This is a genomic window from Mesorhizobium newzealandense (genome assembly GCF_042682145.1).
In the GTDB taxonomy this organism is placed as follows: domain Bacteria; phylum Pseudomonadota; class Alphaproteobacteria; order Rhizobiales; family Rhizobiaceae; genus Mesorhizobium; species Mesorhizobium newzealandense.
Genome location: NZ_JBHUGZ010000032.1, coordinates 55852 through 76083 on the forward strand (window position 1 = coordinate 55852; position 20232 = coordinate 76083).

The window sequence follows — 20232 nt, forward strand, 5'->3', positions numbered from 1 at the left end:
CGTGCCGCAACGGCACATTTTAACAAAGCCATTGTGATTCAAACTCTTTTCCGGCGAATATGAAAAAGCCGGCACGGCGTGAAATTTTATGAAATAATTCGCTTGACAGCCACTTGTCCCCCATCGCTCCGGCTCGATGTGAACAAGCTGTGGATGACTGTCTGTAACTATCTGAAAAATAAAGATTATTTGTGAGTGTCGAGTTTTTTCCAGGGAACCCTTTTCAGGGATACCGGCGATCAACCAGCATGGCTGTGCCGGCAAAGCATTTCGAACCGTGAAATCCGCGTTGGACACTCGTTTCCGAGTATTCTTTTTAAGTACTTGCCGGCAAACGAAAAAACCCGGCACAATCGGCCGGGTTCGAAGAACGTCAGTCTAGGAAAGGGATGTCAGGCAGACAGTACCTTAACCCGCTGGGCCAGTCGCGACACCTTGCGGGACGCTGTGTTCTTGTGGATCACGCCCTTGGTTGCTGCGCGCATCAATTCCGGCTCCGCGATCTTGAAGGCAGCCTGAGCGGCAGCCTTGTCACCGGAGGCAAGCGCCTCTTCGACCTGACGGATATAGGTGCGGACGCGCGAGCGGCGGTTCTTGTTGATCGCTGCGCGGCGTACGATCTTGCGCGTTGCCTTTTTGGCCGAGGATGTATTGGCCATGATGCCTCTCTTCTGATCTGGTGGGCGCATGCGGGATGCCGCAGGGCGCAAAAAACAAACGGGCAGCCACGGGGCCGCCTCGGTTGGTGCGGCTTATAGTTCAGCTTTTCCGGCGCGTCAACGCTGCCCGGCCTTCTTTTTGGCGGCCATCCGACTGACGTCAACGGTTGGTGAAATTCGGCTTCCGCTTCTCAGCGAAGGCCGCCATGCCTTCCTTCTGGTCGTCGAGTGCGAATAGCGAGTGGAACAGTCGGCGCTCGAACCGCAATCCCTCGGCAAGGGTCGTCTCGAAGGCGCGGTTGACAGCTTCCTTCGCCATCATCACCGATGGCATCGAGAAGTCGGCGATCTTGGCTGCCGCCTTGAGCGCCTCCTCAACGAGCTCGCCGGCAGGCACGACCCGCGACACCAGGCCCGAACGCTCGGCTTCGGCTGCATCCATCATCCGCCCGGTCAGGCACATGTCCATCGCTTTCGACTTGCCGACGAAGCGGGTCAGCCGTTGCGACCCGCCCATGCCTGGAATGACGCCGAGCGTGATTTCGGGTTGGCCGAATTTGGCCGTGTCGGCGGCAATGATGAAATCGCACATCATCGCCAGCTCGCAGCCGCCGCCAAGTGCATAGCCGGCCACCGCCGCGATAACAGGCTTCCGCGCCCGCGTAAGCTCTTCCCAGCCGACGAAGAAGTCCTGCAGAAAGGCGTCGGCATAGGAGATCGACTGCATCTCCTTGATGTCGGCGCCTGCGGCGAAAGCCTTTTCGGAACCGGTGATGACCATGGCGCCGATGCCGGCATCGGCGCCGAAGCCATTCACGGCCGCCACCAGTTCGGCCAGAATCTGGGAGTTCAGCGCATTGAGCGCCTGCGGCCTGTTCAGCGTGACAAGACCGACCTTGCCGCGCGTCTCGGTGACGATCGTCTCATAGGCCATGACTGCTTCTCCTCACTGCGCCATCGTCTAGCTTACCGCTGACATGTCCGGCAATAGAAGGTCGATCGGCCGCTCTGCACGATCCGCTCGATGTGGCCGCTGCAGCCGGGTTTCGAGCAAGGCTCGCCCTCACGGTCGTAGACGGCGAAGGAATGCTGGAAGTAGCCCAGCGACCCATCGGTCTGCATATAGTCCCTGAGCGAGGATCCGCCGGCCGCGATCGCATCTGATATCACCGAGCGAATGGCCTCGGCGAGGCGTTCGCTTTGGGCCAGGGCCTTCTTGCCGGGCTTTGCGATCGTGCCCGCCTCGCGCAGCGGCGACAGGCTGGCGCGCCACAGCGCCTCCGACACATAGATGTTGCCGAGCCCTGCGATCAGTCTCTGGTCGAGAAGCGCCGCCTTCAGCGGTGATCGCCGCCCTTTCATCAATGAGGCAAGCAGCGCGCCGTCCAATGTGTTGCCCGTTGGCTCGACGCCGAGCCCGGCCAGCATCGGATGGACGTCCGGCAGCCCTTCGGCAAACAACATGAAGCCGAAGCGGCGCGGATCATTGAAGATCACGCGGGAACTGGCGCCGGCCGGCGATACGACATGGAAGACCACGTGGTCGTGAGTGGAGCTCTTCGAGCGGTCGTGCTGGAAGACGCCCGGCATGTCGCTGCCATCCGCGGTCTCGATGCGGAATGAACCCGACATGCCGAGATGGCAGATCAGCACCGGACCGCCTTCAAGGTCCATCGTCAGATACTTGGCCCGGCGGCCGAGCGCGGTGACCGTCTTGCCGGTCAGCCGCTGCGAGAATTTCTCGGGAAATGGAAAGCGCAGGTCCGGTCGGCGCGCCTCGACACGGGTGATGGTGGCGCCTTCCAGAACCGGCTGCAGCCCGCGCCGGACCGTTTCGACCTCCGGCAATTCAGGCATGGCCGCCAATCGCTGTATAGAAAGACGTGCCGTGACGGCCGCGCTCCAGCCCAAGATGCTCGGCCACGGTTTCACCGATGTCGGCGAATGTCGTTCTCAGCCCGATGTCGCCGCCCTTGAAACCCGGTCCGGTGCCGATCACCGGAATGCGTTCACGCGTATGGTCGGTACCGCGCCAGGTCGGATCGTTGCCGTGATCGGCCGTCAGGAGGAGAAGATCGCCCTGCCGCAGCCTTGCAAATGCCTCCGGCAGTCGCCGGTCGAAGGCTTCGAGCGCCGCGGCATAGCCGGCGACATCGCGGCGATGCCCGAATTCCGTGTCGAAGTCGACGAAATTGGCGAAGACGAGGTCGCCGTCGCCGGCATCATCCATCGCGCCCAGCGCCTCGTCGAACATGGCCATGTTGCCTGCGCCCTTGCGCACTTGCGAAATTCCGCGATGGGCGAAGATGTCGCCGATCTTGCCGACGGCAATGACGCGGCTGCCACGCGCCGTCAGCCGATCGAGCAGGGTCGGCTCCGGCGGCGGTACGGCGTAGTCATGGCGGTTGTAGGTTCGCTCGAAGGTAGCGGTGGTTTCCCCGACGAACGGCCGCGCAATCACCCGTCCGATCCTCAGCGGGTCAACCAGCCTGCGCACCACCTTGCAGAATTCATAAAGCCGCTCGAGGCCGAAATGGGCTTCATGCGCGGCGATTTGCAGGACCGAGTCGACCGACGTGTAGCAGATCGGCTTGCCGGTACGGATGTGCTCCTCGCCGAACCGCTCGATGATCTCGGTGCCCGCCGCGTGACAGTTGCCGAGAATACCCGGCACCTTGCCCTCGCGGATGATCGCCTCGGTCAGCGCTGCCGGAAAGGCAGGAACCGTATCTGGGAAATAGCCCCAGTCGAAAAGCACCGGCAGGCCGGCGATTTCCCAATGGCCCGACGGCGTGTCCTTGCCGCTTGAAACCTCTTGCGCTGCGCCGTGGAAGGCCGTGGCGAGCAGATCCGTCCCGCCGCTGGCGAAGCCCAGTCCAGTGGCGGTTTCGGCAGCCTTGCCAAGCCCGAGCGATCCCATGTAGGGGACAAAAAGCGGTCCGCTGCGAAGCCCTTCGCGATCCGCGCGGCCTTCGGCGCAGGCTTCCGCGATGTGCGCGAATGTGTTGGCGCCGGCGTCGCCGTAGCGCTCGGCGTCGGCCGCGCCGCCGATGCCGAAGGAGTCCAGAACGAAGAGGAAAGCGCGCGCCATCGAATTGTTGCCAGTTTGAACGACCAGACATAGGGTTCCGCGCCTTCATTGGCAATTCGGAAACCAAACGGCAACGGCCAGGCGTGATAGTCTAGTGGATGTCGCCCAAAAGTGCGCAGCGGTTTTGGGATAAACGACATGCACAAACAGAGAATGGATGTCGCCCAAAAGTGCGCAGCGGTTTGGGACAACGACATGCACAAATAGAGAATGCGTGTCGCAACGATGCGCCGGGCATGGGCATGGATCGAGAAAAGCAGACGGCGGTTCTGTCATGAGGGTTGCCCTGAAGGCATATGCCGCTCTCATGCTGGTGCAGGGCGCGCTCTGGTCCAATCCGGCGCATGCCGACTGGCGCGATGATATCGGCACGTTTCGCATCGGTATTGTTGCCGAGCCAGGCGCCGGCAACACCGTTCCAGGGCTGGCACAGTTGACCGATGCCTACACCAAGGCCTTGGGCATGAAGGTCGAGTTCGTCGTTGCCCGCGACTATGCCGCGCTGATCGAGGCGCAGGCCAATGCCCGCATCGAATACGCAATCTATTCGGCGACTGCCTATGCAACGGCATCGCAACGCTGCGGATGTATCGAGCCGCTTGTCGCTCCGGTCGATTTTGACGGCGCGATCGGCATCCGCTCCGTTCTGCTGACGCGGGACGGCAAGCTGCCTGATCTGGCGGCATTGGAGAGCCATCGCATCGCAATGGCACCTTCAGACAGCGTCGGCGGTTCTCTCTTGCCATTGGCGGCGTTGGCCGCGGAAGGCCGCAAGATTGCGGAAGATGCACCGTTTCTGGTCCATGCCGATTCGGTCGCTGCGGCGGAAACGATGCTGGTCGATGGCAAGGCCGATGGCCTGTTCGGCTGGGTGACGGCCGCTGCCGACGGCCGGCCGGAAGCATCGGGCACGCAGGCAAGGCTCGAAGCGGCAGGGCTTTCGGCGGCCGCACTTCAGGTCGTATGGACGTCGGGCCTGCTGAGATATGGCCCCCATGCGGTCCGCAGCGATCTCGACCCTGAAGCCAAGCGCCGGCTCACCGTGTTCCTAACCAACCTCAAGTCGATGACGCCAGACGTCTACGACCTCCTGGAATCGAAGCATTCCGGTGGCTTCTCTGTCGTGACGCCCAACGACTACGAGATGGCCGCTTCTGTCGTGCGTTTCATCTCGGGCAGTGGGTCGCAGCAGTAATGTGACGCGCTTCGGTTCTGCGTTTCCGTGAAACGATGAACCGCCTGGCGGCCTCGGTTCAGCAGTCGCTGCAAGGGATCGTCACGCTCCGGCGGGGACGCAGATAATAGGTTTCGCCCATCGATATGTTGTTGAAAGCCGACGTCAATCCAAGCTTCTGTTGGCTGCCCGCCGACCAGGTGATGACCGGCTTGTAGCCGAGATTGCTGTCGACGCGGATGAGGAAGGTGCCGCCGACCTTGAGTGTTGCCGGGACCGTGGTGGTGGTAGGGCCAGCGCTGGCGACGCCGTTGACCAGCTTGCGCGACCACACCACCTGCACCAGCGGCGTTGCGTCGGTCGTGACCTGAATTGCCGTCACGGTGATGCTCGGGGCCGAGCGGGTGTAGGGCTGGAGGGTGACGGTGCCGATCTGCATGATGGCGTCGATATCCGCCTTGACGATGGTTGGCTGCTGCGTGATCAGATCAGCCACCATACTGCCGATACGACTGACCTTCTTGCTGGTCTCGATGGCCTGAGACGCCTCCATGGTCACGAAATACATGATCAGCAGAAGAGGCATGATCAAGGCGAATTCGACAGCCGCGATACCACGGCGATCGGACCAGAACCGGATTGCTTTCCGCCAAATTCCTGTAGTCCAGAGATGTGCCCCCGCACGCATCATGCCCATTGCCCTTTTTTCTTGTACTGCTCGTGCACTCGCCTCGAACTCAATTGTCGAACGGCTCGTTCTGCCAGGTCACCGATGCGAAATGCAGAGTCTTGTTGCCGCCCATGGACTGCGCCAACAGATCGGTCATGATCGGCCATTTGTAAAAGACCCGCAGCATGTTCCTCGATTCCGCCGGACCCGGCGCAACAGTAAAGGACTGTGTGGTGGCGCCGTTCGTCAGGATGACATCGCCGTTCTGGATCTTGAAGCCGGCCGAGGCTGCGGCGGCGAACGTCGCATATTGGCGGAGATCCACCATCAGCAGATTGGGGCAATCCTGCGAGACGATTATCTCCAGTTTGTCGCAGATCTTGTCCCTCAAATTGGTTCCGGCGACGTCGGTCGGCCTCAACTGGCCGGTGCGCAGCTGGCGCGCGACATCATCGGTGATGTTGGCCATCACTTCCTGGCCGGCAAATGAGATGCAGCTTTCCAGGATGGCAAAGACAAGCAGCGCGAATGGGATTGCAAGGATTGCGAATTCCATTGCCGTGCTGCCGCGCCGGTCGCGAAGGAAGCGGGCAAAAAACCTTGGGCGTCTCGCCTTGTGCTCGTCTGCCGAGCCGAATTCCTTGCTCATGTCTGATCCTGCCGATCTCTATGCGGTCTCGGACGGAGCATTAGCGCAAACCAATTGAGGCCCGGTTTGAATGATCGTTAAAGTCGGCGTTGGCGCCTTAACCAGCCGATAACCTGAACGGCATTCCACCGCGCCATCCTATCGGCTGGCGTTCATCTCGGCCTCGGAGGATTTCTCCGCGTCGCTCTTGTAGGAGCTTTCACAATAGGGCGTGCAGGACATGGTCTGTATTTCGGCGCGCCGATAGATACGCACGGACGAGGCGGCCTGCCGCACGACGGTAACCTGCTCGTCGACGATCGGGCTACCGTCCGTATCGAGCACCACCAGATTGGTGACACCAAAACCCTTGCCGGTCAGCACGATCGTCGAGGCGTCCTGTACGGAAGCGTCGGCGATTGCCGGATTGCCGACCACGATCGTATCGGCTGGGCGCGACAGCTTGACGATCTTGGCCTGGTTCATCGTGACCTCGATGCCGGCGCCGGCCATGGCGGGCGCGACGAAGGCCGTGGCGGCAAGAAGCGCGGCAATCAGGATTGACGATCTCGGCTGGGCCATTGAGGCGCTCCACGCAAGCAGACTGATCAACGGAACATGAACGAGATTGGTGAACCAACGGTTAAGCGGGCACCTTGGCCGAAGGTGCGGGAGCCAACGTGATTGCCGGCGCAGTGCGGGCCCCCGCCATCGACCCGTGAAAACGGAAGGGCCGGCCAGCACTTAGTCCGAAGTTAACCACGCAATATGTTCGAACCGGGAAAGGAATCGGTAAGGCTGTTTATTAAGCCGATCGAAAGAGCTTCTCCCTAGATTGGCAGTATCCGATCAACCATCACAGAAGTTGACGGAAGTGCTGTAACACGTGGAGTAGGAGCTCTCAAATGTCTAATCTCATCGCACGTTTTGTGAAGGACGAATCCGGCGCGACCGCTATTGAATATGGTCTGATCGCCGCTCTCATCGCGCTCGCCATCATCACCGGCGCCGGCGCGCTCGGCAATGCCATCAACGGCAAGTTCACCCTTATCGGCAACACCTTGAACAGCAGCGGCAGCTAATCTGCCGTATTGCTGGGCGCTCAATTGCGTTTTGGAAAAGGGCCGCCACGTGGCGGCCCTTTTTCTATGCCGCTGCCAATATCAGTATCTTGTCGTCTTTTCATTCCGGGCCTCATCAATCGTTAATCGAACATGTCTAGATTGAGCCCCGTGAAATCGGACAATAGGCATAGCGCCGATGCTTGAAGCCCTGATCTTCGTCGTCTTTCCGTTCTGCATGCTGTTTGCCGCGATCTCCGACATGTTGTCGATGACGATCGCCAATCGCGTGCCGGTCCTGCTTGTCGTCGTTTTCGCGCTGGTTGCACCGCTGACGGGTATGGAATGGGCGACCTATGGCGGGCATTTCGCCGCCGGCGCCCTGGTCCTGGCCGTGACGTTCGGCCTGTTCGCAATGGGTGGCATGGGCGGCGGCGACGCCAAGCTGCTGGCCGCCACCGCGATGTGGATGGGTCTCAATGTGCATCTCGTCGAGTATCTTGTGGCCTCGACAATCCTCGGTGGCCTGCTGACGCTCGCAATCATCCTCTACCGCAAGTCGATGATTGCGACCGTTACCGGCCGCAATCCGTTTCTGCGCCATTTCGCCGATGAGGCAAACGGCGTTCCCTACGGCATCGCGCTTGGCCTTGGCGGGTTGTTGACCTATCCGGATTCGCCTTTGATGGTTTGGGCGCTGACAAGGCTGGCGAGCTGAGCACGACGTGATTTCTTTTTATCTTATCAGCATGACCGCCGCCGGCTTTCAACACGGGCCGCGCCGGCCATTTGGGCCGGTCAGGCCACATTCCGGCCAATTTATGTAAACGTTAAATTAATCACGATCGTAAGCATTACATTAACCTTGTTTTGACGATTGCCGCTGCAAAGTCCGGCTTGGCTACGTGGTTTGCCAGGGCAAGGGTTCGGACAGATGCCAGCATCGCGATTGATAATTCTGAGCGTGGCGGTGGCCGCGGCGGGTGGTGCCGGTTATGTCGCGAAAAACATGGTCGCACCACCGCCCCAGATCGTCGTCGATTCCGGCCCCCAGGCGCCGGCGGTGGCTCTGCAGGATGTGCTAGTGCTTTCGGGCGACGTTCCGATGGGCAGCCCGCTCGAGAACAACATCGCCTGGCAATCCTGGCCCGCCGACGGCATCAACGCGAATTTCATCACCCGCACCGCCGAGCCTGAAGCGCTGGACAAGCTGAAGGGTTCCGTTGCCCGAATGGCTATGTACGCCGGAGAGCCTCTGCGGCGTTCCAAGCTGATCGGCGAGGGGCAGAGCTTCATGTCGTCGATCCTGCCTTCCGGCATGCGGGCGGTCGCCACGGCCATCTCGGCCGACACGTCGGCCGGCGGCTTCATTCTTCCGAACGATTTCGTCGATGTCATCATGACCCGCAGGGCCGATGCCACCGCCGGCGGCGCCACCAGTTTCAACACCGAAACCATCCTCAAGAACATCCGCGTCCTGGCAATCGACCAGACCATTCAGGAGGACGAGGAAGGCAAGAAGACCAGGGTGGGCCAGACCGCCACGCTGGAACTGACACCGCGTCAGGCGGAGATCATCACGGTTGCCCAGCAGATGGCGGATCGCCTGACCCTGGCGCTGCGGGCGGTCGCGGACACCCAGGAAAAGAATCTGGGTGAGGCCGACTATCTCGTTTCCGGCAATGGCCGCAGGGGAACGGTGAGGCTGATCAAGTCGGGCGAAGTTTCCGAAGTAGGGGCAAGGAAATGAGGCTAAGTGGTAAACTGCCGGCAATCGTGGCCGCGGCATTCGGCCTGCTGCTCGTCGGAACGAATCTGCAAGGCGTTGTCGAGGCAAAGAACGCTCAGGTCACCGCATCGACGGCCACCCAGCGCGTCAAGCTCGGCCTCAACAAGTCGGTGGTCATCGACCTGCCGAGCGATGCCTACGACATTCTCGTCGCCAACCCGGCGGTCGCCGACGCGGTGACCCGCACCGCAAGGCGCATCTATCTGTTCGGCAAGGCGGTCGGCGAAACGAACATCTTTGTCTTCGGTCCGAATGGCGAGCAGATCGTCAGTCTGGATCTGGCCGTCGAACGCGACGTTGCCGGCCTTGAAGACTATATCAAGCGCTTCATCCCGACGTCGACCATCAAGGTGGAACTTCTGAATGACAACGTCGTCCTGACAGGGACGGTCGACACGCCGTTGGACGCAAAACGCGCGGTCGACCTGGCGACGATCTTCGTCTCGGGCGGTGAAGCGACGACGGGACAATATTCGCAGACCGCGGCCGGCGGTTCGGCCCAGAGCGGTGTCGACATCAACAACCCCGACCAGGAGCGCCGCACCAGCAAGATCGTCAACCTGCTGCAGATCATCGGCGACGATCAGGTCACGCTGAAGGTGACGGTCGCCGAAGTCAGCCGCTCGGTGATGAAGCAGCTCGGCGTCAACATGGTCGGCACCGGCAGCTCCAACGGCATTTCCTACAGCGCAGCGAGTTCGCCTGCTTTCGGGTTGGGAAAGCCGCTTTCGCAGACGTCCGGTTTGTTGCTGGGGGACGGGATCGGAAACGGCCTCCAGGCCTACATCAATGCCATGGAGCAAAGCGGCGTGATGAAGACGCTGGCTGAGCCGACCCTCACCGCTGTGTCGGGCGAGAAGGCAACGTTCAAGGTGGGTGGCGAGTACAATCTGGTCAACAGCCGCTCGAGCAACGTGTCGACCGACAACCAGACCGGCCTGACCACATACTCGTTTGACAAGGTCGAATACGGCATTGGCCTCGAGTTTGAGCCGGTTGTGTTGTCCGCGGGGCGCATAAGCCTCAAGGTCAGAACGGCTGTTTCGGAGCCGACCACGGAAGGTGCGCCGACCCTCGAAGGATCGGGCACCCAGCCTGGAATGACCATGCTGTCGATCCGCAAACGTTTGGCGGATACCACTGTCGAGCTGCCTTCCGGCGGTTCCATGATGATTGCCGGCCTGGTGCGGGATGACGTTCGTCAGGCGGTCGCGGGACTACCTGGTCTGGCCAAGATCCCGGTGCTCGGCGCGCTCTTCCGCAGCAGGGATTTCGTACGCAACGAGACCGAGCTCGTCATCATCATCACGCCCTATCTGGTGAAGCCGGTGGCACGCAACGACCTCGCCAAGCCGGACGACAATTTCAACGCCGCCAGCGACGGCGCCGCCATGTTCCTTGGCCGGGTCAATCGCGTCTACGGCACCATGCAGACCGACAAGCCCAACGGCCGTTACCACGGCGTTGTCGGCTTCATCTACAAGTAAGCGGGGAAGCGGACATGTCTCAGTCAGCATTGAAGGCAAGCACCATCGCCACCACGATGCGCCTTGGCCGTTCGCGGATATGCGGGCGAGCCGCACCGGTCCTGGCGGTTGCGGTGGCGGCGTTGCTGGCCGGCTGCGCCCAGCGCGACAGCATCACCGTCGGCGCCATTCCGGACGATTATCGCACCAATCATCCGATCGTGATCGCGGAGAAGAACCAGAAGATCGACCTGCCTGTCGGCGCCGGCGATCGCGGCATGACCGGATCGCAGCGCGACACGCTTCTGGGCTTCCTCGACGGCTATGACAAGAGTGCCGCCCCGACGCTGACGATCCAGGTCCCGAGCGGATCGGCCAACGAGGTCGCCGCGACGGCAGCCGCTCGCGATTTCGCCCGGCTCGCGGTCGCCGCCGGCGTCAAGCGCAACCGGATCGTCGTCACCTCCTATCAGGCCGCCTCGGTCGAGATCTCCTCGCCGGTTCGCGTCGCCTATGTCGCGGTGAGAGCCCAGACCGACAAATGCGGACGCTGGCCAGATGACCTGGTCGATACGGCGGAAAACAAGCACTATGCCGACTTCGGCTGCTCCTATCAGAACAATCTTGCCGCCCAGATGGCCAACCCGGCCGATCTGCTCGGTCCGCGCAAGTCATCCACCATCGATGCCGAAAATCGCGGCGCGGTGATCGATGTCTACCGCGCAAGAGGCATTTCGGACGAGTTCCTCGGCAATTCGGAAGTGACGTACTGAGCCGCCAGTCTCGGATAGAACAGGCCACGGGAAAGAGCATGACGATGAGCAACCTTGCCTACGACGCCCCGGTGGATGGCAGCGATACCTCGCAGCAGGACATCGCCGCGATGCAGGCATTGCGGCCGATTCCGCGCATCTCGATCCAGGCATTCTGCGAGACCGAGGGCGTTGCCAATCCGGTCGAACGCGCCGGCGAGGATCGCCGCATGACGAAGGCGCATCTCAAGGTCCATATGGGCGGCGTCCCCACCGCCATCGAATTCTACCAGTCGGCGCCGACACCCAACCTGATCCTGCTGGAATCACGCAGCGAGCCGAAGCAACTGCTGGAGCAACTTGCCCAGCTCTCGGAATACTGCGATCCGACCTCGAAGGTGGTGGTGATCGGTCACTACAATGATGTCGGTCTCTACCGCGAGCTCATCCGCTCCGGCATTTCCGAATATGTGATCGCACCGGTGTCGATGGCTGACATCGTCAGCGTGGTCTCGTCGATTTTCATTGATCCGGAAGCCGAGCCGCTCGGCCGCTCGATCGCCTTTGTCGGCGCCAAGGGTGGTGTCGGCTCCTCGACGATTGCCCACAATGTGGCCTGGGCGATGTCTTCCCTGTTCAAATCCGAGGTGGTCGTCGCCGATCTCGATCTCGCTTTCGGCACGGCCAACATCAATTTCGACCAGGATCCGGCGCAAGGTATCGCCGAGGCGGTGTTTTCGCCGGAGCGCATCGATGAAGTCTATCTTGACCGGCTGCTGACCCAGTGCGCCGAACACCTGTCGCTGCTGGCGGCACCTTCGACGCTCGAACGGGTCTACGACTTCGATCCCGAGGCCTTCACGCAGCTCATCGACACCGCCCAGCGCAGCGTGCCGCTGCTGGTGCTCGATGTTCCCCATGCCTGGACGGGCTGGACCAAGAACACTCTGGTCAAGGCCGACGAGATTGTCATCACGGCAACGCCGGAACTGGCCAATCTGCGCAACACCAAGAACCTGGTCGACATGTTGAAGCGGCTTCGTCCCAACGACCCGCCGCCGAAGCTGATCATCAACCAGGCCGGCGTGCCCAAGCGCCCGGAGATTTCACCGTCCGATTTCGCCGAGCCGCTCGGCCTGACGCCGATGTCGGTCATTGGCTTTGACCCATTGCTGTTCGGCAATGCTGCCAACAACGGGCGCATGCTTGGCGAAATGGATGCCAAGAACTCGGTTGTCGCAATGATCAACGAAATCGCGCATGTGCTGACCGGCCGCAGTGAAATCAAGACGAAGAAGAAAGCCGGGCTTGGCAATCTGCTTGGCAAGCTCTCGCGCAGCAAGAAGTGACGTTTCAGCGGTGGAATCGGTAGCAGATCATGTTTGGTAAACGAGGCAGCGACGACGGAAGCCGGTTCACGCCGGAATTTCGCCAGCCAGCACCGGCCCCTGTTGCGCCGGCGGCCGCAAATTCTGCGGATACGGCGGTTCTGGCCCGGCCCGCGGCCGCGCCAAGCGCACCTGTCGTTCCGCCGGCACGCCGCGCGATCGAGGCACCGCCATCGGTGCCGGAGCCGAAGCGGATCCAGCGCGAAAAGAGCGAAACCTACTACGACACCAAGAGCCAGGTTTTCTCCGCGCTCATCGACACGATCGACCTGTCGCAGCTCTCCAAGCTCGATCCCGAAAGCGCACGCGAGGAAATCCGCGACATCGTCAACGACATCATCGCGATCAAGAATTTCGCGATGACGATCGCCGAGCAGGAAGAACTGCTCGAGGATATCTGCAACGATGTGCTCGGCTATGGGCCGCTCGAGCCGTTGCTCGCCCGCGACGACATCGCCGACATCATGGTCAACGGCTCCAAGAACGTCTACATCGAAGTCAACGGCAAGGTCGAACAGACCGGCATCCGCTTTCGTGACAACCAGCAGCTCCTCAACATCTGCCAGCGCATCGTCAGCCAGGTTGGCCGCCGTGTCGACGAATCCAGCCCGATCTGCGACGCGCGCCTCCCCGACGGCTCCCGCGTCAACGTCATCGCGCCGCCGCTCTCCATCGACGGTGCCACGCTCACCATCCGCAAATTCAAGAAGGACAAGCTGACCCTCGATCAACTGGTCAAGTTCGGCGCCATTTCACCGCAGGGAGCCGAAGTTCTCAAGATCATCAGTCGTGTTCGCTGCAACATCGTCATCTCGGGCGGTACCGGCTCGGGCAAGACGACGCTGCTCAACTGCCTGACCAACTATATCGACCGCGAGGAACGCGTCATCACCTGCGAGGACTCGGCCGAGCTGCAATTGCAGCAGCCGCATGTCGTGCGCCTCGAAACCCGCCCGCCCAATCTGGAAGGCGAGGGCGAGGTGACGATGCGCGACCTGGTCAAGAACTGCCTGCGAATGCGGCCCGAGCGCATCATCGTCGGCGAAGTGCGCGGACCCGAGGTGTTCGATCTTCTGCAGGCGATGAACACCGGCCATGATGGCTCGATGGGAACGATCCACTCGAACAGCCCGCGCGAATGCCTGAACCGTATCGAATCCATGATAGCCATGGGCGGCTATTCACTGCCGCAGAAGACCGTGCGCGAAATCGTTGTCGGCTCTATCGACGTGATCATCCAGGCGGCGCGCCTGCGCGATGGGTCGCGTCGCATCACCCACATCACCGAGGTGATCGGAATGGAGGGCGACGTCATCATCACGCAGGATATCGTGCTCTACAATATCAAGGGCGAGGACGCCAATGGCAGGCTGCTGGGAGAGCATGTATCGACCGGCATCGGTCGTCCGCATTTCTGGGACCGGGCTCGCTATTATGGCGAGGAGCAGCGCCTCGCTACTGCGCTCGAGGCGATGGAGAAACGCGCTGACTGACGGCGTGAGGGTTCTGGCCAATGTTTGGATTTGACGGCACAGTACTGGCGTTTGTCGTGCTCGCCGGCTTCAGCGCCGGCGCGGTCGCCTATGCATTTCTGTTCACCCGGATCAGCAACGAGAAACAGGTCGGCAAGCGGCTTGAAACGATCAAGACCGCCGAGACGGATCGCTCCGTCGTCAAGGCCTCGCGCGACCGCGCGGCGGAAGCGGTCAAGCGGCGCAAATCGGTTCAGGATTCGCTGAACGAGCTCGACGCAAAGCAGAAAACCAAGGACAGCGCGGTCAAGAAACCACCGCTGAAAGCCCAGCTTCGTCAGGCCGGCCTGAAGACCACAGTCGAGCGCTTCTACGTATACTCCGCCATATGCGGCCTCGCTTTGACGATGGCTGTCTTTGTGGCCGGAGCGCCGCTGATCGTGTTGCCGGGCGTGCTGCTGGCTGGCGCGCTCGGCCTGCCGCGCTGGTTCGTCTCGTTTCGTCGCGCCCGCCGCGTCAAGGCATTCCTCAACGAATTTCCAAACGCGCTCGATATCATCGTGCGCGCCGTCAAATCCGGCCTGCCGCTGAACGACGCCGTACGCCTGATCGCCAACGAATCTCCCGAACCGGTAAAGACCGAATTTCGTCGTATCGTCGATTCCCAGCAGATGGGCCTATCGATCCCCGACGCGACCTTGCGCATGCCCGAAACCATGCCTTGCACGGAGGCAAGCTTCTTCGGAATCGTCATCCAGATTCAGTCGCAGGCCGGTGGCAATCTATCCGAGGCGCTGGGTAACCTTTCGCGCGTGCTCCGCGATCGCAAGAAGATGAAAGCCAAGGTCCAGGCCCTGTCGATGGAAGCGAAAGCGTCCGCCGCCATCATCGGTGCGTTGCCATTCATTGTCGCGTTTCTCGTCTACCTGTCGAGCCCGAGCTACCTGATGCCGCTGTTCGTCACCAGCGTTGGACACCTGATCCTTGGGTGTTCGGCAGTCTGGATGTCGATCGGCATCTTTGTGATGCGCAAAATGATGAACTTCGAAGTCTAGGATCGCGGCATGACCGACCAAGTCATCAAATCTCTGACGGATCCGACCTTCCTGATCGCGTTGCTGGTCGGCATAGCGGTGTTTGCGACCGTCTTCACCTTGCTGCCGGCGTTTGGCGGAAACCAGCTCAAGTCGCGCATGAAAACCGTCGCGCTGGAACGCGACGAACTGCGTGCCAAGCAGCGCGCCCGGCTTGCGGTCGAGGCGGATCGCCGTCGCAAGGGCCTGCGCGAGGAACAGTCGGTTGGCATGCGCAACATTGTCGACCGGCTGGATCTGAGGCGCGCGCTCGCCGATGAAGGCACATTGCAGAAACTCAAGGTGGCCGGGTTTCGCGGGCAGAACCCGCTGACGCGGTTTCTTTTCTTCCGTCTCGTGCTTCCTTTCGTCGGCTTCGGGCTGGCCGTAATCTACATCCTCGTGCTCGGAGGATTGCCCGACAAGCCATTGGTCATCAGGCTGTTCGTTTGCATCCTCGTTGCCTATGCTGGCTTCTACGCCCCGGTCGTCTACGTCAACAACCGCGCCACCAAGCGCAAGCAGTCGATCCAGATGGCATGGCCGGATGCGCTCGATCTGATGCTGATCTGCGTCGAATCGGGCATGTCGGTGGAAGCGGCGCTGCGCAAGGTCGCCGACGAGATCGGCGCCCAATCGGTGGCGCTGGCGGAAGAATTCATCCTCACCAACGCCGAACTTTCCTATCTGCAGGAGCGCAAGCAGGCCTACGAGAACCTGGCAAGCCGCACCGGCCTGGAATCGGTCAAGTCGGTGTCACAGGCACTCGTCCAGGCCGAGCGTTACGGCACGCCGGTGGCGCATGCACTGCGCGTGCTTGCCGCTGAAAGCCGCGACATGCGTATGAATGCCGCCGAGAAGAAGGCCGCAGCCCTGCCGCCGAAACTCACCGTGCCGATGATCCTGTTCTTCCTGCCGGTGCTCTTCGCCATCATCCTCGGCCCCGCCGGCATTCAGGTCAGCCAGCGCGGCATCTTCGGCGATCATTCGGGAGCAGCACCAACTTCCCAATAGCGGCGCGGCACATCCGGGCATGACATGCGAAGAAGCCGCGCTGAACGCAGCGCGGCTTCTTTCATTTTCAAGGGCGTTGCGGATTGTCGTCTAAATGCATGTCGCCCAAAAGTGGCCCCGGTTTTGGGACAACGACATGCATCCAAACAAGGGCTTAAAGCGCGTCGACTGAGTCCGTTTTCAGCGCGACGCGCTTTAGTTGGTTGCGGGCTTTGACTTGTCTTGGTCCTTGAGCTGGCTCCAGGCGTTCTGCTGGGCCAGCATCTGGCGCAGATAGGCGACGTTTGCCTGCGCCTGATCGGGCGAGAGTTCCTGTGAGGCGATCTTCTCGGCTTCGTCGAAACGGCCCTGCAGGCCGACGACCAGCGCAAGGTTCTGGCGCACCCGGCTGTCCGCACCCGGCTGTTGCGCGGCGGAGCGCATATAGGTTTCAGCGGTGCGCAGGTCGCCTTCCAACACATAGGACATGCCGAGATTGGAGAGTATCGAAGGCTCGTTGGGCTTGAGATCGAGCGCCTTGCGGTAGAGCTGGCGCGCATCGTCCTTCTGGCCGGTCTGGTCGAGAATGGCCGCTTCGGCCGATACCAGCCTCCAGTCGGGATATTCCGGTGTCTGGGCGCGGCGCACGGCGTCCAGCGCAGCCTCGAACTGGCCATTGGCGGCCAGTGCCTTGCCATAGGCAGCGAGCACGTCACGATCCTTCGGCAGTGCGATCGCCAGCTTGCGCATTACGGCGAGCGACTGGTCGGCGTCGCCATCCATCTGCAGCGCCGCCGCATAATTTGTCGCTATCCTCTTGTCGTTGGGGTTCCTGGCGTAGGATTGGCCAAGTGCCCCCGTGGCATTGTGCAATTCTCCCGCCGACATGGTTTCCAGCGGTTTGCCGCTGGTGCGTCCGATCGAGCCGGTGGTGAACTTGTCGGTTGCGCAACCGGCGACACCGGCCGCGAGCGCCAGCACGAGGGCCGTGGTGATGAGCCGTTTTCCCCTGGCGTTGATCGTGCGGTTGGTCGGCATCGGCACCGGGCCTCCATTCATGCGCGGCCATTGCGTGGCCGTCTTCCCTACCCCAGAAATATTCTGTTAACCCTAACGGATGGTTAAGAACGGCGACTCAGGGGGCCGCCGCACGGAGAACATCGAATGCCTGTCGAACTCGTCGAGAAGAAATTGCCGGGCGCGCTGCCGGTCCATCTGGTCGCCAGGGACGGTCTGGACGCAGCCGGTCTTGCGCCAGCCGCCATTGCCTGGGCCAGGGCCAATGGCTTTTCCGGCGAGGCAGGCAGGACCCTGGTCGTGCCCGGCGAAAACGGAGCGCTCGGTGGCGCCTTGTTTGGCATCGGCGACGGTGAGGGCGCGCTCGCCGTCGGCGCGTTGTCGAAAGCCTTGCCGGAAGGCGACTGGCTTTTCGCCTCGGTGCCGGCCGAGCCGGAGCTGGCGGCAATTGCGCTGGTGCTCGGCGGCTATGTCTTTACCCGCTACGGCAAGAAATCCGGCAGGGCGCTGCGCTTCGACTTGCCGGCCGGCGTCGATGCCGGCCGCGTTCGCCGCATTGCCGACGGCGTCTTCCTGGCACGCGATCTGGTCAACACGCCGACCAGCGATATGGGCCCGGAAGAATTGGAGAAGGCGGTGCGGATCCTGGCCGGAACGCACAACGCCGAAGTCTCGGTGGTGAAGGGTGACGATCTCCTCGACCAGAATTTCCCGATGATCCATGCCGTCGGTCGCGCGTCGGCTGGCGCGCCGCGCCTGATCGACATGAGATGGGGGCAGCAAGGCGCGCCGAAGGTGACGCTGGTCGGCAAGGGTGTCTGTTTCGACACCGGTGGTCTCGACATCAAGCTGTCGTCCGGCATGCTGTTGATGAAAAAGGACATGGGCGGCGCCGCCAATGTGCTTGGTCTGGCCTCGATGGTCATGGCAGCCAAGTTGAACGTGCGTCTGCGCGTGCTCATCCCCGCGGTCGAGAATTCGATCGCCGGCAACGCCTTCCGGCCCGGCGATGTGCTGGCAAGCCGCAAGGGCATCACCGTCGAGATCGGCAACACGGACGCCGAGGGACGGCTGGTGCTGGCAGATGCGTTGGCATTGGCCGACGAGGAGGAACCGCGGCTGCTGGTCGACATGGCGACGCTGACCGGGGCAGCCCGTGTCGCGCTCGGCCCCGATCTGCCACCCTTCTATACCGGCGACGAAGCGCTGGCGTCCGACCTGGCGGCGGCTTCCGTCGTGGTCGAAGATCCGCTGTGGCGGATGCCCTTGTGGCGGCCTTACGATGCAAAACTGTCGTCGAAGATCGCCGACATCAACAACGTCACCACGGACGGTTTCGCCGGCTCGATCACGGCGGCACTGTTCCTGAAGCGTTTTGTCGAAAAGACCGCGGGCTGGGCGCATTTCGACATCTTCGCCTGGAACCCCGCCGACCGTCCGCATGGCCCCGCCGGCGGCGAGGCGCAAGGCATTCGCGCGCTGGAGCGGATCATCTCGAAACGCTTTGGCTGATGGCTACGGCAGAAGCCGGCAAAATTGCGGAAACTGAAACGGAACCGAAACAATTTGCCGTCATGCTGGCGCGATGTCGATTGCGATGCGCCCGAGCCAGGCCTTGCGACTGTGGCAGCAAGTGATGCTGTCGCAGGTGCGCGACGACGCGCCCGATTTGACCATGCGTCAGACGGCGATCCTGTTCACCATCTATCTCGATCCGCCGCCGCACACGGTGCGCGGGCTCGCAGCACGCCTCAATGTCACCAAGCCGGTGATCACGCGCGCGCTCGACACGATGGGTGCGTTGAAACTGGTGTCGCGGCATCGCGACGAACTCGACAAGCGCAATGTTCTGATCAGGCGCACGGTCGAGGGGGCGCTCTTTGTCGAGCGCTTCGGCGATGGTATCATCGCCAAAGCCCACGAGTTGCCCATCTAAAGTATGGTCCCGAACCGCAGGTCAGCGTAGCAAAAGTGGGAACCGGTTCTCGGACAAGATTATGCGCAAACAAAGTAGTTCAGAGTTGACGATTTGACTGCCAGGGATGCCCGCCTTCACGCTTTCCGTTCCGACCTTGCCGATGCACGGCTGAAGGGCGAGGTCGCCGCCGACCGCTTCGTCGCCGGTCGGCCGGCGCGGATCACTGCGTCCGTGGCCGATGTGCGCAAGGCGCCGCGGCCGGATGCCGGCGTCAATACACAGCTTCTGTTCGGTGATGATGTCCTCGTCTTTGAGGTCGCCGAAGGCTGGGCCTGGATCCAGGCCGAACGCGACGGCTATGTCGGCTATATCGCCGATACCATGCTGGGCGGGCAGGACCATGCCGCGACCCACATCGTGTCGGTGCAGCGCACCTTCCTCTATCCCGGGCCGGATTTGCGGTTTCCGATTGCGGGACAATTGTCGATGGGATCGACGGTGACGGTGACGGGTGCTGCCGAAACCCGGGGCACGCATTATGCCGTCCTGCCCTCCGGCGAGGCGATCATCGCGGGTCATCTGCGGCCGCTCAGTGATGTGGCCGCCGACTATGTTTCGGTGGCCGAGATGTTTCTCGGCACACCCTATCTCTGGGGCGGCACTTCGGGCTTCGGCATCGACTGTTCGGGCCTTGTGCAACTGGCGATGCGCATGGCCGGCAGCGACGTGCTGCGCGATTCCGACATGCAAGCGGCGACCCTCGGCGAGCCACTCGATCCTGGCCCGGACTATGCCGGGTTGCGGCGCGGCGACCTCGTCTTCTGGAAAGGCCATGTCGCCGTCATGACCGACACCGACACCGTGATCCATGCCAATGGGCACACCATGCTGGTATCGCGCGAAGGGCTGAAAGAGGCGATCACCCGCATCGGCTACCTCTATGGTGGCACGACCGGGTTTCGGCGGCCTTAAGGAGGGAACTTGTCCTTCTCCCCTTGTGGGAGAAGGTGGATCGGCGCGCAGCGCCGAGACGGATGAGGGGTGCTGGAAGGATCGCTGCCTTGAACATTTAAGCGATTAA

21 protein-coding genes are annotated in these 20232 nt (G+C 61.8%); 13 read left to right on the forward strand and 8 right to left on the reverse strand.

The features are described 5' to 3' along the window. Positions 1-392: 392 nt before the first annotated feature. The 4 genes from rpsT to ACFSOZ_RS38085 all read right to left on the reverse strand — a co-directional run bounded on the left by rpsT (position 393) and on the right by ACFSOZ_RS38085 (position 3750). Complete coding sequence (gene rpsT / locus ACFSOZ_RS38070) at positions 393-659, reverse strand: 30S ribosomal protein S20 (RefSeq protein WP_013533694.1); 267 nt, start codon at positions 657-659, stop codon at positions 393-395. A 160-nt stretch (positions 660-819) separates the two neighbouring features. Then, positions 820-1593, reverse strand: a complete 774-nt coding sequence (locus tag ACFSOZ_RS38075) for an enoyl-CoA hydratase (protein WP_379106960.1) — start codon at positions 1591-1593, stop codon at positions 820-822. Between the two features lie 32 nt (positions 1594-1625). Next, positions 1626-2516 carry a bifunctional DNA-formamidopyrimidine glycosylase/DNA-(apurinic or apyrimidinic site) lyase gene (gene mutM, locus ACFSOZ_RS38080; protein ID WP_379106962.1) on the reverse strand — a complete coding sequence of 297 codons (891 nt, stop codon included), beginning with the start codon at positions 2514-2516 and terminating at the stop codon, positions 1626-1628. After that, positions 2509-3750: a phosphopentomutase gene (locus tag ACFSOZ_RS38085; protein WP_379106964.1), complete on the reverse strand. Its 1242-nt coding sequence runs from the start codon at positions 3748-3750 to the stop codon at positions 2509-2511. Before ACFSOZ_RS38085 ends, mutM begins: the two co-directional genes overlap by 8 nt. 274 nt (positions 3751-4024) lie before the next feature. On the opposite strand from ACFSOZ_RS38085, the gene ACFSOZ_RS38090 reads away from it, so the two are divergent. Beyond that, positions 4025-4945, forward strand: a complete 921-nt coding sequence (locus ACFSOZ_RS38090; RefSeq protein ID WP_379106967.1) for a phosphate/phosphite/phosphonate ABC transporter substrate-binding protein — start codon at positions 4025-4027, stop codon at positions 4943-4945. A gap of 58 nt (positions 4946-5003) precedes the next feature. Here ACFSOZ_RS38090 and ACFSOZ_RS38095 read toward each other — a convergent pair whose 3' ends face one another. From ACFSOZ_RS38095 to ACFSOZ_RS38105, 3 genes are all read right to left on the reverse strand, one after another. Next, positions 5004-5615: a TadE/TadG family type IV pilus assembly protein gene (locus ACFSOZ_RS38095; protein ID WP_379106969.1), complete on the reverse strand. Its 612-nt coding sequence runs from the start codon at positions 5613-5615 to the stop codon at positions 5004-5006. Positions 5616-5661: 46 nt separating this feature from the next. After that, on the reverse strand, positions 5662-6243 hold the full coding sequence (locus tag ACFSOZ_RS38100) for a TadE/TadG family type IV pilus assembly protein (RefSeq protein ID WP_379106971.1): 582 nt from the start codon (positions 6241-6243) through the stop codon (positions 5662-5664). 138 nt (positions 6244-6381) lie between these two features. After that, positions 6382-6804, reverse strand: a complete 423-nt coding sequence (locus ACFSOZ_RS38105) for a pilus assembly protein N-terminal domain-containing protein (RefSeq protein ID WP_379106972.1) — start codon at positions 6802-6804, stop codon at positions 6382-6384. 323 nt (positions 6805-7127) lie between these two features. Here ACFSOZ_RS38105 and ACFSOZ_RS38110 point away from each other — a divergent pair, with 323 nt between their 5' ends. The 9 genes from ACFSOZ_RS38110 to ACFSOZ_RS38150 all read left to right on the forward strand — a co-directional run bounded on the left by ACFSOZ_RS38110 (position 7128) and on the right by ACFSOZ_RS38150 (position 16237). Next, positions 7128-7304 (forward strand): Flp family type IVb pilin, encoded by a 177-nt coding sequence (locus tag ACFSOZ_RS38110; protein WP_379017606.1) that lies wholly within the window; start codon positions 7128-7130, stop codon positions 7302-7304. 178 nt (positions 7305-7482) lie between these two features. Continuing rightward, positions 7483-8001, forward strand: a complete 519-nt coding sequence (locus tag ACFSOZ_RS38115; protein WP_379106973.1) for an A24 family peptidase — start codon at positions 7483-7485, stop codon at positions 7999-8001. A gap of 216 nt (positions 8002-8217) precedes the next feature. Continuing rightward, complete coding sequence (gene cpaB, locus ACFSOZ_RS38120; protein ID WP_379106975.1) at positions 8218-9033, forward strand: Flp pilus assembly protein CpaB; 816 nt, start codon at positions 8218-8220, stop codon at positions 9031-9033. Next, positions 9030-10559, forward strand: coding sequence for a type II and III secretion system protein family protein (locus tag ACFSOZ_RS38125; protein ID WP_379106978.1), 1530 nt, complete (start codon positions 9030-9032; stop codon positions 10557-10559). Before cpaB ends, ACFSOZ_RS38125 begins: the two co-directional genes overlap by 4 nt. 14 nt (positions 10560-10573) lie before the next feature. Next, a complete protein-coding gene (locus ACFSOZ_RS38130) occupies positions 10574-11311 on the forward strand; it encodes a CpaD family pilus assembly protein (protein ID WP_379106980.1) in 738 nt (245 codons plus the stop codon). Between the two features lie 38 nt (positions 11312-11349). Next, positions 11350-12639 (forward strand): AAA family ATPase, encoded by a 1290-nt coding sequence (locus ACFSOZ_RS38135; protein ID WP_379106983.1) that lies wholly within the window; start codon positions 11350-11352, stop codon positions 12637-12639. Between the two features lie 29 nt (positions 12640-12668). Then, positions 12669-14171, forward strand: coding sequence for a CpaF family protein (locus ACFSOZ_RS38140; RefSeq protein ID WP_379106985.1), 1503 nt, complete (start codon positions 12669-12671; stop codon positions 14169-14171). Between the two features lie 20 nt (positions 14172-14191). Continuing rightward, positions 14192-15205 carry a type II secretion system F family protein gene (locus ACFSOZ_RS38145; protein WP_379106987.1) on the forward strand — a complete coding sequence of 338 codons (1014 nt, stop codon included), beginning with the start codon at positions 14192-14194 and terminating at the stop codon, positions 15203-15205. 9 nt (positions 15206-15214) lie between these two features. Next, positions 15215-16237 (forward strand): type II secretion system F family protein, encoded by a 1023-nt coding sequence (locus ACFSOZ_RS38150; protein ID WP_379106989.1) that lies wholly within the window; start codon positions 15215-15217, stop codon positions 16235-16237. 195 nt (positions 16238-16432) lie between these two features. Here ACFSOZ_RS38150 and ACFSOZ_RS38155 read toward each other — a convergent pair whose 3' ends face one another. Further along, positions 16433-17254: a tetratricopeptide repeat protein gene (locus ACFSOZ_RS38155; RefSeq protein WP_379106991.1), complete on the reverse strand. Its 822-nt coding sequence runs from the start codon at positions 17252-17254 to the stop codon at positions 16433-16435. A gap of 126 nt (positions 17255-17380) precedes the next feature. Between ACFSOZ_RS38155 and ACFSOZ_RS38160 the strand changes: the two genes are divergently transcribed. From ACFSOZ_RS38160 to ACFSOZ_RS38170, 3 genes are all read left to right on the forward strand, one after another. After that, positions 17381-18745 carry a leucyl aminopeptidase family protein gene (locus tag ACFSOZ_RS38160; protein WP_379106992.1) on the forward strand — a complete coding sequence of 455 codons (1365 nt, stop codon included), beginning with the start codon at positions 17381-17383 and terminating at the stop codon, positions 18743-18745. A 73-nt stretch (positions 18746-18818) separates the two neighbouring features. Next, positions 18819-19169, forward strand: coding sequence for a MarR family winged helix-turn-helix transcriptional regulator (locus tag ACFSOZ_RS38165; RefSeq protein ID WP_056588405.1), 351 nt, complete (start codon positions 18819-18821; stop codon positions 19167-19169). Between the two features lie 93 nt (positions 19170-19262). Continuing rightward, the gene (locus ACFSOZ_RS38170; RefSeq protein WP_379106993.1) at positions 19263-20123 is read left to right on the forward strand and encodes a C40 family peptidase; all 861 of its coding nucleotides are present in this window, start codon (positions 19263-19265) and stop codon (positions 20121-20123) included. Positions 20124-20232: the final 109 nt, after the last annotated feature.